A 15,898-nucleotide genomic window follows, 5' to 3' on the forward strand; every position below is an offset into this window, starting at 1 on the left:
GTTAGAGTTGGTCCGGCGTCGGTTCATCTGACTCCGGTTCTGATGGTGATTCACTTTGATCTGATGATTCTTCGATAGTTCCGGTAACAGGCTCTGTTCCTGCTGCCAGTTCCATCGCTGCTTTCTTTTCTTCTTCGTCGATCTCAACTTTTGCAACCGATGCAATTTCATCATCATCATCCAAACGGATCAGGCGAACACCTTGTGTCGCTCTTCCCATTATCCTTAACTCACCAATACTCATCCTGATGGTCACACCTGATTTATTGATGATCATAAGATCATCGCTGTCATCAACAACTTTTACCGCAATTAAATTACCGGTTTTCTCTGTAATGTTAATGGTCTTTACTCCTTTTCCACCACGATTCGTAATTCGATATTCTTCTACTTCCGAACGTTTTCCATAACCCTTTTCTGAAACAACCATTAATGATTCTTTTTCAGGGTCGGTTACACAAACCATTCCAATTACAACATCGTCAGGACCATCTAAAGTAACTCCTTTTACACCGATAGAATTTCTTCCCATCGGACGAACAGTTTGTTCTTTAAAACGAACAAGTTTACCTTTTTTGGTGGCAAGCATGATCTCATTCTTACCATTGGTCAATCGAGCTTCCAGAAGTACATCATCATCCTCAATTGTTATCGCATTGATACCACTCATACGCGGACGGGAATAAGCTTCAAGTGATGTCTTTTTGATCGTACCATTTTTAGTACACATCACAATGAAATTATTGTTGATGTACTCTTCATTTTCAAGATCCTTGATATTGATGAAAGCTTTCACTTTGTCATCCGGACTCAGGCTGATCAGGTTCTGAATCGCTCTTCCTTTGGAAGTTTTATTTCCTTCAGGAATTCCATAAATGCTTCTGTAATATTCAATAAGTTTCATTAACTCATTGTATTCATCACGGATCTTATCTCTTTCAAGTCCGGTCAGTCTTTGTAAACGCATTTCCAGAATTGCCTTCGACTGAATCTCAGACAATCCGAATGTTGTCATCAATCCTTCCTGAGCAATCGGTGGAGTCTGTGATGCTCTGATCAATTTGATCACTTCATCCAGATGGTCTAATGCGATCAGTAAACCTTCTAAAATGTGTGCTCTCTTTTCTGCTTCAGCAAGATCATATTTCGTACGGCGGATCACAACTTCATGGCGGTGATTGACAAAATGTACGATCATGTCTTTCAGGTTAAGTAACATTGGACGGCCATTTACCAGAGCAACGTTATTCACACTGAATGAAGATTGAAGTGCTGTATATTTGTAAAGATTATTCAGTACGACATTTGATACGGCATCTCTGCGTAATTCATAAACTACACGGATACCATCGCGATTTGATTCATCACGGATATCTGTAATACCATCGATTTTCTTTTCATTGATCAGATCAGCAGTCCGCTTGATCATCTCCGCTTTATTTACCTGGAATGGAACTTCAGTTACGATGATCCTGTCTTTACCACTTGCTGTAGTTTCAATAGTAGCACGGGCTCTTAATACGATCTTTCCGCGACCGGTCATCAAAGCTTCTTTAACACCGCTATACCCGTAAATGATACCTGAAGTTGGAAAATCAGGAGCCTTCACAATCTTGATCAGGTCTTCAATTGGAATATCTTTATTGTCGATATATGCAATTGTTCCATCGATAACTTCAGTTAAATTATGCGGTGGCATATTGGTTGCCATTCCTACTGCAATTCCGGAAGCACCATTGATCAATAGGTTGGGAACTTTTGCCGGTAATACGGTTGGCTCTTCAAGACTATCGTCGAAGTTCAGTGTGAAATCGACAGTATCTTTTTCTATATCGGATAATAATTCTTCTGCAATCTTTCTCAGACGAGCTTCAGTATATCGCATAGCTGCCGGACTATCGCCATCCATTGAACCGTAGTTACCTTGTCCATCTACTAATGGATATCGTAAACTCCAGTCCTGAGCCATACGTACCATTGCGTCATAAACAGAACCATCTCCATGCGGATGGTATTTACCTAAAACTTCACCGACGATACGGGCTGATTTCTTATGTGGTTTATTACTGGCCACACCAAGATCAAGCATTCCGTAAAGTACTCTTCTATGAACCGGTTTCAAACCATCGCGCACATCGGGTAAAGCACGGGAAACAATTACTGACATCGAATAATCGATGTAGGCAGTTTTCATTTCTTCTTCAATGTTAATCGGAATTATTTTCTCTCCTTCTGACATATTTATTTTGCTAAAAATCTTTTATTAAATTTTCTTATGATAATTATTGCTTAAAATAATTTGATGGTATGTAAAATTACGTTTCAATGAAAACGTTATCAATACCGGAAATAGTGTATAGAAATATCAACAGAAATTTGGCTATCGATAAACTAAAAACACCCCTCCCCCGTCTTTATTTTAAGTGGCCCGAATTTACAAAAAATCCCTGAAAAAGATGTAATTCTAACAAACAGATTTTTGTTGAAAAGTTACCCTGACCATATGACAGTTTACCGTCATTTGCACGTTAATTGCAGTACGAACAAAGTAATCGCTAAATTTGTTCATATCTTACAAATCCTCTAGCGAACCTTAAAATCAAGTAAATCGTAATACTGTTAAACACTCAATAAATGGAAGCTAAATTCTCTCCCCGCGTAAAAGACGTGATTACCTTTAGTCGCGAAGAAGCCTTACGCCTGGGTCACGACTATATAGGCACAGAACATTTACTTTTAGGTCTCATTCGCGAAGGCGAAGGAATGGCCATAAAGATTCTCAAGTCCCTGGGTATTAACCTGGCTGAGCTGCGCAAATCAGTCGAAAACTCTGTAAAAGGCAGTGCAACTTCAATCAATAACCTCAACAATATTCCTCTTACCAAACAGGCTGAAAAGGCTTTGAAAATCACTTATTTGGAAGCGAAAGTTTTCAAAAGTGATGTAATTGGTACTGAGCATTTGTTGCTTTCTATTCTTAAGGATGAAGATAATATTGCAACTCAGATCTTAAACCAATACGGTATCAACTATGAGATCGTGAAGGAAGAACTGGATGTGATCAAATCAAACTTCCGTTCTGAAGCTCCTCAAAATCCATCTGATGATGATCCTTATGCAAAAGATGATGAAGGTGGCAGCGGAATGACAAGTAAAAAAGGTACTGATTCAAAATCTAAAACTCCTGTTTTGGACAATTTTGGTCGTGACCTTACAAAAGCCGCAGAAGACGGACGATTGGACCCTATCGTAGGTCGTGAAAAAGAAATAGAACGTGTTTCTCAGATTCTTTCCCGTCGTAAGAAAAATAATCCTATTCTGATTGGAGAACCGGGTGTTGGTAAATCAGCAATCGCTGAAGGACTGGCGCTTCGTATTGTTCAACGTAAAGTATCCCGCGTACTTTTCAATAAGCGAATTGTTACTCTTGATCTTGCTTCATTAGTTGCCGGTACCAAATACCGTGGTCAATTCGAAGAAAGAATGAAAGCCGTAATGAATGAGCTTGAAAAATCACCTGATGTAATTCTATTCATCGATGAAATTCATACGATCATTGGTGCCGGTGGCGCTTCAGGATCTCTGGACGCATCGAATATGTTCAAACCTGCTCTTGCGCGTGGTGAAATCCAATGTATCGGTGCCACTACACTCGATGAGTATCGTCAGTACATTGAAAAAGACGGTGCATTAGACAGACGTTTCCAACGTGTGCTTGTTGAACCGGCTTCTGTTGATGAATCTATGGAGATCCTTAAAAACATTAAAGACCGCTATGAAGAACATCACAATGTAAATTATACACCGGAAGCAATTAAAGCTTGTGTTACTCTTACTGCACGTTATATCACTGACCGTTTTCTTCCGGATAAAGCTATCGATGCTTTAGATGAAGCAGGATCTCGTGTCCATATTACAAATATCCATGTACCAAAAAACATTCTTGAATTAGAAAGTAAGGTTGCAGATATTAAGAATGAAAAGAATCGTGTTGTCAGAAGTCAGAAGTATGAGGAAGCTGCAAAACTTCGTGATACTGAAAAACAACTTCTTGAGCAATTAGAGTCTGCTAAGAAGATCTGGGAAGAAGAAACAAAATCGCATCGCTATACAGTAAATGAACAAGATGTTGCTGAAGTTGTTGCCATGATGACAGGAATTCCTGTTACTCGTGTAGCACAAACTGAAAGTCACCGCCTGGTTAAAATGGCAGATGAGTTAAAGGTAAAGTGATCGGACAGGATGAAGCTATTGCAAAAGTTGTAAGAGCTATCCAGCGTAACCGTGCCGGACTAAAAGATCCGAATAAACCAATCGGAACATTTATCTTCCTTGGTCCTACCGGAGTTGGTAAAACTGAATTGGCTAAAGTAATTGCCCGTTACCTCTTCGATTCTGAAGATGCTCTGATTCGTATTGATATGAGTGAGTACATGGAGAAATTTGCAGTTTCCCGTCTTATCGGTGCTCCTCCGGGATATGTAGGTTACGAAGAAGGTGGTCAGTTGACTGAAAAAGTTCGTCGTAAACCATATTCGGTTGTACTTCTTGATGAGATTGAAAAAGCGCATCCGGATGTATTCAATTTACTACTTCAGGTTTTAGATGAAGGTATGCTTACAGATAGTCTTGGTCGTAAAGTTGACTTCAAGAATACGATCATGATCATGACTTCTAATATCGGATCTCGTCAGTTGAAAGATTTCGGACAAGGTGTTGGATTCTCTACAAACGCTAAACTTACCGGTGCTGATGAACATTCACGCGGTGTAATTGAAAGCGCATTGAAGAAAGCCTTTGCTCCTGAATTCCTGAATCGTATTGATGATGTTGTTATGTTCAACTCACTTGAAAAAGCACACATCCATAAGATCATCGATGTTGAATTGGTTCACTTGTACAAACGCATTACTGAACTCGGTTATAAAATTAAATTGACTGATGAAGCGAAAGACTTTATCGCCGACCGTGGATTTGACAGCAGTTATGGTGCCCGTCCACTGAAACGTTCTATACAGAAGTATCTGGAAGATCCGTTGGCAGAAGAGATCATTAAAGCTGAATTAGCTGAAGGTGACATTCTCGAAGTCAATTTCGACAAGGAAACATCGACACTGAAAATAAATGTTGTAAAAGCAAACGCTTCTCCAACTCCACCTCCTGCAAAATCCAGTGGGTCGACAAGGAAGAAGAAAGAAGAATAATCAATAGTGACATTAACAAAAAAGCCGGAAATATTTCCGGCTTTTTTGTTTTTTACCACTTTCTCTTTTAGGTCAAGTGAAGGGTCAAGGGTAAATACTATTTTACCTTTGACCCTTCACCTTTGACCTGATATGAATTACTTACTTTGAAACATCTCCATCACCTCATTACTGATACCGGTAGTAGCATACCCTCCATCATGATAAAGATTCTGCATTGTTACCATTCTGGTCAGATCACTGAATAAAGTAACGCAGTAATCTGCACATGCATCTGCACTTGCATTTCCAAGTGGTGAAAGTGAATCTGCAAAATTGTAGAAATCTTCAAAGCCTTTAATTCCTGATCCTGCTGTAGTCTTTGTAGGTGATTGTGAAATGGTATTTACACGTACCTTTTTTGCTTTACCATAGTGATATCCAAAACTTCTTGAAATAGATTCAAGCATGGCTTTAATGTCTGCCATATCAGTATAAAAAGGATAAGTTCTTTGTGCAGCAATATATGTCAGAGCAACAACACTTCCCCATTCGTTTATAGCATCCATTTTCATGGCAACGCTTAACATTTTATGGAGTGAGAGAGCTGATACATCAATTCCCTTCTGATAATAATCGTAATTACTTTCTACATAAGAAATGTTCTTACGGATGTTCACTGACATACCAATCGAATGTAAAACAAAATCTACCTTACCGCCCATGATATCCATCGATCTTGAATACAGATTAGTCAGATCTTCAATAGACGTTGCATCAGCCGGTATGATCTCTGATTTAGTTTCATCTGCAAGTTTCTTGATTTCGCCCATACGCATTGCTATAGGTGCGTTTGTGAGTACGATCTGTGCACCTTCCTCATGACAACGTTGTGCAACTTTCCAGGCGATAGAATTCGAGTCTAATGCCCCGCTGATAATTCCTCTTTTGCCTTTTAAAAGATTGTTTGACATAATTATTTTGTTTGTGGTAAATATAGTTAAATTTAATTTCCTAAAAGTTCCTTTGCATTCTGCATAGCAATCGCTGTTGGTTTGTCTCCGCTCAACATCCTTGCTACTTCAACAATTCTTTCTTCAGCACTTAATCTTGAAACTTTTGTAAATGTTCTCTTTCCTATTACTTCTTTGTAAACGAAAAAGTGGACATCGCCTCTGCTTGCAATTTGTGGAAGGTGAGTAATAGCAAGTAACTGAAGTGATGATGAAAGATCATTCATCACATTTCCGATCTTATATGCAGTTTCTCCACTAACACCGGTATCAATTTCATCGAAGACTACCGTAGGCAGATCTATTAATTTTGCTACGATCGCTTTCAGACAAAGCATCAGTCGGCTTAGTTCACCACCGGAAGCTACTTTACTAATTTCAGAATAAGCTACACCTTTGTTTGCAGAAAATAAAAATCTGATAGAATCTTTTCCTGTTAAATTCAATTCATTGTTTCCCAGTGATTCCTGTTCAATTTTCAGGATAGCATTCGGCATTCCTAATTCGGAAAGCATTTTTTTTACTTTGGTTTCAATTCCCGGAATAACTTTTGCGCGGGATGCTGATATTTTATCAGCTTTCATTAAAAGCGTTGCAAAAAGTTTTTCCTTTTCCTTTTCCAGCCCTTCAATTCTTTCATCCATTGAATTGATGTTCTCAAGTTTCTTTTCAAAATCATTTTTGAGAGCGATCAGTTCCTGTGTGGAATTGACTCTGTGCTTTTGTTCAAGTCTGTTCAGAATATTCAACCTGTCATTCACAATTTCCAGACGTTGAGGATCCAACTGTACTTCGTCTGAAATACTGGTACTTTCCTGAGAAATATCTTTTAATTCGATCTGAACTGATTTCAGACGTTCTGCAACGACTTCTAATTTAGAATTGTACTTACTCAATTGCTGAACGATCTGAACAGCACTCGAAATGGATGTCAGCAGATCTGTTTCACCACCGGAAATCACTTCGTCAAGTTTAGACAAACCCACTCTGATCTCTTCACTATGCGATAAGGTTTTCAATTCTTCATCCAACTTCTCTTTTGTTTCGCCGGTTTCAAGGGCAGCTTCTTCCAGTTCGTTGAATTGAAAAGTGATATAGTCCTGTTCAGATTTAGATTTTGCTTCATCAGCTTTTAATTCATTGAGCTGAACCAATAATTTCTTGTAATCTGAAAATTTTTGTTGGTAGTCTGTTAATTCATTATCAATACCGGCAAATGAATCTACAACTGATAACTGAAATCCTGATTTATTCAGCAGTAAAGTTTCATGCTGAGAATGAATGTCTACAAGCAGATTTCCAAGTTCTTTTAATTGTGAAATGCTGACAGGCGTATCATTGATAAATGCTCTTGATTTGCCTTCTTTGGATATTTCACTCCTGATTATGATCCTTGATTCCGGGTCTAGTTCATTGGATGAAAAGAATTCATCAATGAATTTATTCTTTGAATCAAATTCACCTTCAACTATGCACTTTTTAGTTTTATCTAAAAGCGAATTTGAATCAGCTCTTTGTCCGAGTAACAAGCCTAAGGCCCCAAGTAAAATTGATTTCCCTGCTCCTGTCTCTCCTGTAATTATATTTAATTTTTTACCGAATTGTAACTGAAGCTCGTCTATTAAGGCGTAATTTTTAACTGCGAGTGATGTCAACATATAAGTTGAAAGCTTTTTGAATTAGAGAATTATTCTTTGGGTACACCCATAAAATTTGACATATCCATGATCTGATAATCTGCAGGAACTTTAAAAAGATCATCTGATAAATTATCTTCAAGATCTACTTTTGTTGCGACCATTTTATAGGATTTACCATCTTGCGCAGATTCAAATTCCATCATAAGACCATTAAGTCCATTGATCTTTGTATCATAAGAATAATTTCCTTTGATGTCATTTGTAAACCAGACATCATAAACCTTGGTGTCGTCTTTATAGTTTGAAGTGATAATAGCTTTGTAACACGTATACCCTGCTATTACTTTTGATTCTCTGGTGATCTGTACTTTCGGTTCAGTTGCAACACCATTTTTTTTCATCATTGCATCCCGATTCATTTTCATAGCCATCTTATTTCCGGAATTTTCCATCAATAAGTATCCTGTATTAGCCAGATTGTCAGAGATCATTACTGTCGTTCCTTTATCCGATTGCATTTCCACCCTTGACATGTCTTTTTTTATGTATAAAATATATTCAAGTGGTTTTGAAGCAATATTTTTGTCTGAAACAGAAGTGATCTTATACGCAATCTTAGCAGAAGAAACAGTGTGTTTAGTGTTCTGGGAAAATGCACTTCCACATACGAATATGACTAAAATAAATAGCGTTGTTCTGATAGTTCTCATTGTATTGCTGATTTCGAGTTTTAGCAAATGTAGTCAATCAATTTTTAAAACTACACACCCTTTTTGATGGTTTTTTTAATGGCTGAGTGGACTGTAAGATTTGAATAGATTCCATTAAAAAATTTAAATACTGATTTACAATAAAATCAGGCACTTTCAGGTTGATATTGAGAGTAATTTCTATGGAAAACCTTGTTCATATCTTTTAAAACAAAGGCGGGGCGCATGTTTCAGGTAGTTCTAACTTTAAATCCACTATAAAATAAAGTATTTCCATGGCGAATAAGCTAAAAAGCGACACTGACGAGGTAGTAAAAGAGAAGAAGGAGAAGTCGAAAAAGAGTACGAATAAAGTAACATTAAAAGACAGGTTTGCATCATTCCGTTCATTCTTTGCTGATGAAAGGACACATAAGATCTTTGGATTATTTCTGTTGATGCTATCATTTTTCATGGTAGTTGCATTCATTTCAAATTTGTTTACATGGAAAGAGGACCAGGCCATAGCCGGTATCGATTCAATCTGGAAACTGATCACTACAGAAGTTGAAGTGAAAAACTGGCTCGGTAAATTCGGTGCTCTTACTGCCTTGAAATTTGAGAACCAATGGTTCGGAATATGTGCATTTGTATTTCCGTTTCTTTTTGTCCTCGCCGGGATTCGGATCATCTGGGAAGTAAATTTACTACCTGTAGGAAAAACGCTACGATATTCACTCTTTGCTACGATATGGATAAGTACTTTTCTTGGGTACATTTTCCATAACAATTCCTCTTTGCTGATGTTGGCCGGTGGATATGGTTACAGAATGAGTCAAAGTCTGAATGCTATCATCGGATTTATCGGAACAGGTACATTACTTGTTTTTTCATTCGTCGGATTCTTAGTTGCTGCATTCAATATTCCGTTAAAACGTAAGATGGAAGAATCGTTAAGTCCGGTGTCTGATGCCATCAATGAAGTTGTTGCTGTTGATGAACCTATTAAGGTGAACAAACCCAAAAAGGAAAGTATGGCCGGCGTTGTTGAACTTGAATTAGGACATGAAGAAGAGGAAGAACTAGAAGAAGAAGAAGAAGAACTTGAAGAAGAAGGCGACTTTATCAACTTAGATGAGGAAGAAGAAGAAGAAGAAATAGAAGTTTTAGTTGAAGAAGATATTCTTGAGTTAACGCCGGTAGTTACTGCTCCTACAAAAACAATTGGTGATGGCGATTTGACGCTGGAAGTTCTGGATATTCCTGAAGAAGTTCCTGTCATCGATGGTTCGGAAGAATTACCGCATGCACAAGGTGACTATGATCCGACACTTGATCTTTCATCATACCGCTACCCTACTCTGGATCTACTGGAAAACTACGGTGATAAGAAAGTAGAAGTTAATAAAGAAGAACTTGAAGCTAATAAAAATAAAATTGTTGAGACATTAAGTCATTACAATATTGGAATTGATAAGATCAAAGCTACGATCGGGCCCACAGTTACTTTGTTTGAAATTGTACCTCAGGCCGGAATCAGGATCTCGAAAATTAAAAATCTGGAAGATGATATCGCACTAAGCTTAGCGGCTCTTGGGATTCGTATCATCGCTCCTATTCCTGGAAAAGGAACGATCGGTATTGAGGTTCCAAACCTGAAACCGGAGATCGTAGCGATGAAGTCAATTCTTGGTTCAGAAAAATTTGTGAATACAGATTACGAACTTCCGATTGGTTTCGGGAAAACGATCAGCAATGAAGTATTTGTTGCCGATCTGACAAAGATGCCCCATCTATTAATGGCCGGTGCTACGGGTCAGGGTAAGTCTGTCGGATTAAATGCGATTCTTGTTTCACTACTCTACCGTAAGCATCCTGCTCAGGTAAAATTTGTGTTAGTTGATCCGAAAAAAGTGGAATTGACATTGTTCAAAACAATTGAACGACATTTCCTTGCTAAACTTCCTGGTGAAGCTGAGGCTATTATCACAGATACAAAAAAAGTGATAAACACTTTGAATTCACTTTGTATGGAAATGGATCAGCGTTACGAATTGCTCAAAGATGCACAGGTAAGAAATATAAAAGAATACAATGCAAAGTTCATCGCAAGAAAACTGAATCCGGGTAATGGTCATAAGTTTTTACCGTACATCATTCTGGTTGTCGATGAGTTTGCAGATTTGATCATGACTGCAGGAAAAGAAGTTGAAACTCCGATAGCACGTCTTGCGCAGTTAGCCAGAGCAATTGGAATTCACCTGATCATTGCTACACAGAGACCTTCTGTTAACATTATAACAGGAACGATCAAAGCCAACTTCCCGGCACGGATTGCCTTCAGAGTAACTTCTAAAATTGATTCAAGAACAATTCTTGATACAGGCGGTGCTGATCAATTGATCGGACGTGGAGATATGTTATTCTCAACAGGAGCTGACTTGATTCGTCTGCAATGCGCTTTCGTGGATACTCCTGAAGTAGAAAAGATCACTGACTTTATCGGTAGTCAACGAGGTTATTCTGATGCTCACTTATTACCTGAATATCATGACGAGAGCGGCGATGGTTCACGATCAGATATCAGCATGGATGACAGGGATCCTTTATTTGAAGACGCTGCGCAGATCATTGTGCAGAATCAGCAAGGTTCTGCATCACTTTTGCAAAGAAGGCTGAAACTTGGATATAATCGCGCCGGTCGGATCATTGATCAATTGGAAGCTGCCAAGATCATTGGTCAATTTGAAGGCTCTAAGGCGAGAGAAGTGTTAGTGAAAGATCCTATTTCACTAGAACACATCCTTGGCAACCTGCGAAGCAAGGATAACTAATTGCATTTGAGCGATATATGAGAATGAAGGGCAGGCATAATAGCCTGCCCTTTTTTATGGAATGCTTTTTGATTTAGAGGTAAAGAATTACCTTCGCAGCTATAAAGAAAGTAGATCAACTCACGATATGAAAGCCAGAATTTTTGCCCTCTTATTACTTATTTCTCCTATGCTTACTTATGCACAGCAAGATGCAAAAGCACAGGAAATCCTGAAATCTGTCAGCACAAAATTTAAATCCTATAAATCTTACAAAGCAAATTTCAGTATTATAATTGAAAACAGCAGAGATAAATCGAGAGAAGTTCAGAAAGGTATTATTTACATCAAAGGAAATAAATATCGTTTGGAAATTGCAGGTCAAGACGTGATCAGTGATGGTAAGACCCGTTGGACATACGTTAAAGATGCTAACGAAGTTCAGATCGATGTTCAGAAAACAGACGAGAATACCATCTCCCCTACTAACATTTTTACAATTTATGAAAAAGGATGGCAATCAAAATATACAGGTGATGCCAAGGACAAAACAATTACTTATGCTCAGATTGAACTAGTGCCGAGCGAAGGAAAAAATAAAAACATTTTTAAGATAAAATTATCGATAAACAAATCTGATAAATCTATTTCATCAGCAAAAATGTTAGATAAGAACGGTGGAACTCAAACGATCAATGTAGAAAAGATAAGTCCTGATGGTGGTGCAGATGATGCAATATATGTTTTTAATAAAGCCAAGTATCCCGATGCTGAAATCGTTGATCTGAGATAAAAAATTAAAAAGTCCTTTATAGGACTTTTTTTTGTGTAATAAATATTTATCCTAAATACTTAATACTATGAAAAAAGCACTACTCACAATCTTACTGCTCGGACCTTTCATTGTAAGGTCACAAACTATTACAACTGCTGATTTGCCAACTGCAGGGCTTGCATGGATCACTGGAAATGATTCAACCTACTCCCAGGCAATTCCTTCAGGTGGTACTGGACAAACCTGGGATTATAGTACTCTGCAGAATTTAGAGAATGACACAGCTGGATTTATTAACGCTGCCGGAACTCCTTATGCTTCCAGTTTTCCAAATTCAAATCTGGCTGGTTATGATTCGCAATCAGGAATCTATTCTTATTTCACAACAAATACTTCCGGAATTTACCTGGACGGAATTATTGGACCATCCATTCAATATATTTATGAAAATAGCCAACTTTATATTCCTGTACCCTTTACATATGGTGATGTAAGAAATACATTTTCCAGAATCCAGATTGATAGTGTTTACCTTGGGTTCAACTCGCGATTTGTCTTAAGAACAAATTCAACATTCACAGCAGATGGATCAGGAAATTTGACTCTGCCTTCTGGTCAATTTAACAACGCATTAAGAATTAAAGAAATCGCTATTACCTATGATACATTGTCTATTGATACCGGCGGTGGAAATTATATTACGATATCCAACTCTGCTTCCCAGATTACCAGATATAATTTTGTAATGCCGGGTAATCCTGTTGCTCTGGTGATGGGAATTGAAGCAGATAGTCTCGGTCAGTTTGCAACAAGCTCGCAGTATTTTACAGGAGCATTTGTAAACTCAGTTCCGGTCGTACAACGCTCAGCTAAAGTAAAAACATATCCTAATCCTGCGAATGAATCTGTAAATCTGGATCTGACAACAATAAATGATATTTCGCTAATTGAGATATTTGATTTGAATGGAAGTCTGATCAAGACGATACAACCTGATGCAAGTGGAATTACAACAATCCCGGCGTCTGAATTGTCAAATGGAGTATATCACTATTCGATCTCGGGAAAAGGAAAAATGGTATCAGGAACATTCCAGGTGCAGCATTAAAAGTGAATTGCAACTTATTTGCTATTGCGTAAAAATTTAACATTAGGGAAGACTTCGGTTTTCCCTTTTTTTGTATCTTGTGGTATGAGAAACCTGGTGATCTTAACTTTCTTACTTTTTGCTTCTTTCAAATCTGTAAATGCGCAGGATTCGGTTGCAGTTAAAAAGAGTGACTATCAGATTTTTTTATCTCAGCCGGCAAAGCAAATAAAACATATTATGTATGAGAAAGATTTTCTTCCGATACAGGGCGAATTATCTGAAGATAAAAAATCTGTCATCATGAAAAATTATAAGACAGGAACCAAAGTCAGAGTAAAAGTTGAATACGAAGATGGAACTGTTGAAGAAATTATTAAAAGCCCTTGCTTTATCGATCCTGTAATCAGTTGATCGAATTATTTTGCTGGAACTCCAAATAAGTCGAATTCACCCGCATCAGTAATTCTGATATCTGCAAAATCACCAATTCGTACATAATTATCTTTTGCCTCAAGTAAAACTTCATTATCAACTTCAGGTGAATCGAATTCTGTTCTTCCGACAAAGTATCCGCCTTCTTTACGGTCAAAAGTACTTTAAATGTTTGGCCGATCTTCGCTTCATTTTTTCCAGAGGAAATAACTTGTTGGATGGCCATTATCTCTGCACATCGTTCTCTTTTCACTTCATCGGAAACATTATCATCAAGCAGATAAGCGTGTGTGTTCTCCTCGTGTGAGTAGGCAAAAATTCCTAATCGATCGAAGCGACTTTCTTTCACCCACGATTTCATTTCTTCGAAATCAGATTCAGTTTCGCCGGGATATCCGCCGATCAACGTTGTTCTTAGTGCAATGCCGGGAACCTTTGAACGTATTTCTGAGATCAGATCATTCGTCTTTTGTCTGGTTGTGCCGCGACGCATACTCCTGAGCATATTATCTGAAATATGCTGCAATGGCATATCAAGATATTTACAGATATTTTCACGTTCATTCATTACATCCAGAATATCCATTGGGAAACCTGAAGGAAAAGCATAATGAAGCCGGATCCACTCTATTCCATTCACATCAGAAAGATGTTTTAATAATTCAGACAAGTTTCTTTTTTTGTAAATATCAAGTCCGTAGTATGTCAGATCCTGGGCAATAAGGATCAATTCTTTTACACCTTTTGTTGCTAATGTTTTTGCCTGAGAAACCAGTTCTTCAATCGGTGTGCTGATATGAGTTCCTCTCATCAAAGGAATAGCGCAAAAAGAACAAGGTCGGTCACAACCTTCAGAGATCTTCAGGTATGCATAATGTTTTGGTGTAGTAAGATGTCTTTCCCCTATTAATTCATGTTTGTAATCAGCTCCTAATGATTTTAACAAGAGAGGAAGATCACGGGTTCCGAAAAATTCATCAACATTTTTTATTTCGCGGGAAAGTTCAGGTTTGTATCGCTCACTCAAACAACCGGTCACAATCAGTTTATCGATCTTACCTGCTTCTTTTGCCTGAGCAAATTCAAGAATGGTATCGATACTTTCCTGCTTTGCATTATCAATAAATCCGCAGGTATTAATGATCACAATTCCGGAATCATCATCAGTAGATTCATGTGCTACATCAAATTTGTTTGCACGTAATTGTCCCATTAAGACTTCGCTGTCGTATACATTCTTCGAGCAGCCAAGTGTTATAACGTTGATCTTATTTTTTTTGAATGATTTTGTTTTCATTATTCACACCTACATTTCCCCAAATAAAGAATCAACAAATTCGTTTTTATTGAATGCCTGGAGATCTTCCATTTTTTCACCCACTCCGATATACTTGACGGGAATTTTGAATTCATCAGAGATTCCAATTACAACACCACCTTTAGCTGTCCCGTCCAGTTTAGTAAGTGCAAGCGCATTCACTTCTGTTGCCAGCGTAAATTGTTTGGCTTGTTCAATTGCATTCTGTCCGGTGCTTGCATCCAGAACCAGAAGAATTTCATGTGGCGCATCCGGAATTACTTTTTGTACTACACGTTTGATCTTTGAAAGTTCATTCATCAGATTCACTTTATTATGCAATCTGCCCGCTGTATCAATTATAAGAACATCCATATTCTGAGAAACGGCAGTCTGTACCGATTCAAATGCAACTGATGCCGGATCTGATCCCATTGCTTGTTTCACAATTGGAACACCAACACGTTTACTCCAGATATCCAATTGGTCAACCGCTGCAGCCCTGAACGTATCTGCGGCACCAAGCATAACCTTTAATCCGGCTTTCTTAAACTGGTGAGATAGTTTTCCGATCGTTGTGGTTTTTCCGACACCATTGACTCCAACGACCATGATAACATAAGGTCGGTTACCGGGAGGAAGAGAAAAATCTTCGAGTGAATCAGATTTATTTTCACTGAGTAATTCAGTTACTTCTGATTTTAAAAGTTTATTGAGTTCGTCGGTGCTAACGTATTTATCTTTTGCGACTCTATCTTCCAGACGTTTAATAATTTTCAGAGTTGTGCTTACTCCTACGTCAGAAGATACAAGGATCTCTTCCAGGTTATCCAAAACCTCTGCATCAACAGTTGATTTTCCAACAACTGCTTTAGCAATCCTGGAAAACAAACTGGTCTTTGTTTTTTCCAGACCTTTATCGAGACTTTCTTTTTTCTCTTTTGAAAAAAAACTGAATATTCCCAT

At 38.0% G+C, this 15,898-nt stretch carries 9 protein-coding genes and 2 pseudogenes; 5 read left to right on the forward strand and 6 right to left on the reverse strand.

Annotated elements, in window-relative coordinates; all coding sequences use genetic code 11:
* Position 1: 1 nt before the first annotated feature.
* Positions 2-2,239, reverse strand: a complete 2,238-nt coding sequence (locus IPL24_01480) for a DNA gyrase subunit A (GenBank protein ID MBK8362378.1) — start codon at positions 2,237-2,239, stop codon at positions 2-4.
* 395 nt (positions 2,240-2,634) lie between these two features.
* On the opposite strand from IPL24_01480, the pseudogene IPL24_01485 reads away from it, so the two are divergent.
* Positions 2,635-5,204: pseudogene (locus tag IPL24_01485) on the forward strand (ATP-dependent Clp protease ATP-binding subunit).
* 137 nt (positions 5,205-5,341) lie between these two features.
* Here the strand turns inward: IPL24_01485 and IPL24_01490 are convergent.
* Genes IPL24_01490 through IPL24_01500 form a run of 3 tightly spaced genes read right to left on the reverse strand, consistent with a single transcriptional unit; the run spans position 5,342 to position 8,546 of the window.
* Positions 5,342-6,157 carry an SDR family oxidoreductase gene (locus tag IPL24_01490; GenBank protein MBK8362379.1) on the reverse strand — a complete coding sequence of 272 codons (816 nt, stop codon included), beginning with the start codon at positions 6,155-6,157 and terminating at the stop codon, positions 5,342-5,344.
* Between the two features lie 32 nt (positions 6,158-6,189).
* Complete coding sequence (gene recN, locus IPL24_01495) at positions 6,190-7,854, reverse strand: DNA repair protein RecN (protein MBK8362380.1); 1,665 nt, start codon at positions 7,852-7,854, stop codon at positions 6,190-6,192.
* Between the two features lie 29 nt (positions 7,855-7,883).
* A complete protein-coding gene (locus IPL24_01500) occupies positions 7,884-8,546 on the reverse strand; it encodes a GLPGLI family protein (GenBank protein ID MBK8362381.1) in 663 nt (220 codons plus the stop codon).
* A gap of 275 nt (positions 8,547-8,821) precedes the next feature.
* Between IPL24_01500 and IPL24_01505 the strand changes: the two genes are divergently transcribed.
* From IPL24_01505 to IPL24_01520, 4 genes are all read left to right on the forward strand, one after another.
* Complete coding sequence (locus IPL24_01505; protein ID MBK8362382.1) at positions 8,822-11,359, forward strand: DNA translocase FtsK 4TM domain-containing protein; 2,538 nt, start codon at positions 8,822-8,824, stop codon at positions 11,357-11,359.
* Between the two features lie 127 nt (positions 11,360-11,486).
* Positions 11,487-12,131, forward strand: coding sequence for an outer membrane lipoprotein carrier protein LolA (locus IPL24_01510; GenBank protein ID MBK8362383.1), 645 nt, complete (start codon positions 11,487-11,489; stop codon positions 12,129-12,131).
* Between the two features lie 67 nt (positions 12,132-12,198).
* A complete protein-coding gene (locus tag IPL24_01515; protein MBK8362384.1) occupies positions 12,199-13,221 on the forward strand; it encodes a T9SS type A sorting domain-containing protein in 1,023 nt (340 codons plus the stop codon).
* A gap of 96 nt (positions 13,222-13,317) precedes the next feature.
* Entirely contained in the window at positions 13,318-13,614 is a 297-nt protein-coding gene (locus tag IPL24_01520; GenBank protein MBK8362385.1) for a hypothetical protein, read from the forward strand.
* 5 nt (positions 13,615-13,619) lie between these two features.
* Here IPL24_01520 and rimO read toward each other — a convergent pair.
* Positions 13,620-14,932: pseudogene (gene rimO / locus IPL24_01525) on the reverse strand (30S ribosomal protein S12 methylthiotransferase RimO).
* A 9-nt stretch (positions 14,933-14,941) separates the two neighbouring features.
* On the reverse strand, positions 14,942-15,898 hold the full coding sequence (gene ftsY / locus IPL24_01530; GenBank protein MBK8362386.1) for a signal recognition particle-docking protein FtsY: 957 nt from the start codon (positions 15,896-15,898) through the stop codon (positions 14,942-14,944).

It is taken from the genome of Bacteroidota bacterium, from assembly GCA_016711505.1.
In the GTDB taxonomy this organism is placed as follows: Bacteria; Bacteroidota; Bacteroidia; order AKYH767-A; family 2013-40CM-41-45; genus JADKIH01.

Bases quoted from the DNA above. Each gene is read 5' to 3' on its own strand.
- IPL24_01480 (MBK8362378.1), bottom strand. From the start codon at position 2,239: ATGTCAGAAGGAGAGAAAATAATTCCGATTAACATTGAAGAAGAAATG.
- IPL24_01490 (MBK8362379.1), bottom strand. From the start codon at position 6,157: ATGTCAAACAATCTTTTAAAAGGCAAAAGAGGAATTATCAGCGGGGCA.
- recN (MBK8362380.1), bottom strand. From the start codon at position 7,854: ATGTTGACATCACTCGCAGTTAAAAATTACGCCTTAATAGACGAGCTT.
- IPL24_01500 (MBK8362381.1), bottom strand. From the start codon at position 8,546: ATGAGAACTATCAGAACAACGCTATTTATTTTAGTCATATTCGTATGT.
- IPL24_01505 (MBK8362382.1), top strand. From the start codon at position 8,822: ATGGCGAATAAGCTAAAAAGCGACACTGACGAGGTAGTAAAAGAGAAG.
- IPL24_01510 (MBK8362383.1), top strand. From the start codon at position 11,487: ATGAAAGCCAGAATTTTTGCCCTCTTATTACTTATTTCTCCTATGCTT.
- IPL24_01515 (MBK8362384.1), top strand. From the start codon at position 12,199: ATGAAAAAAGCACTACTCACAATCTTACTGCTCGGACCTTTCATTGTA.
- ftsY (MBK8362386.1), bottom strand. From the start codon at position 15,898: ATGGGAATATTCAGTTTTTTTTCAAAAGAGAAAAAAGAAAGTCTCGAT.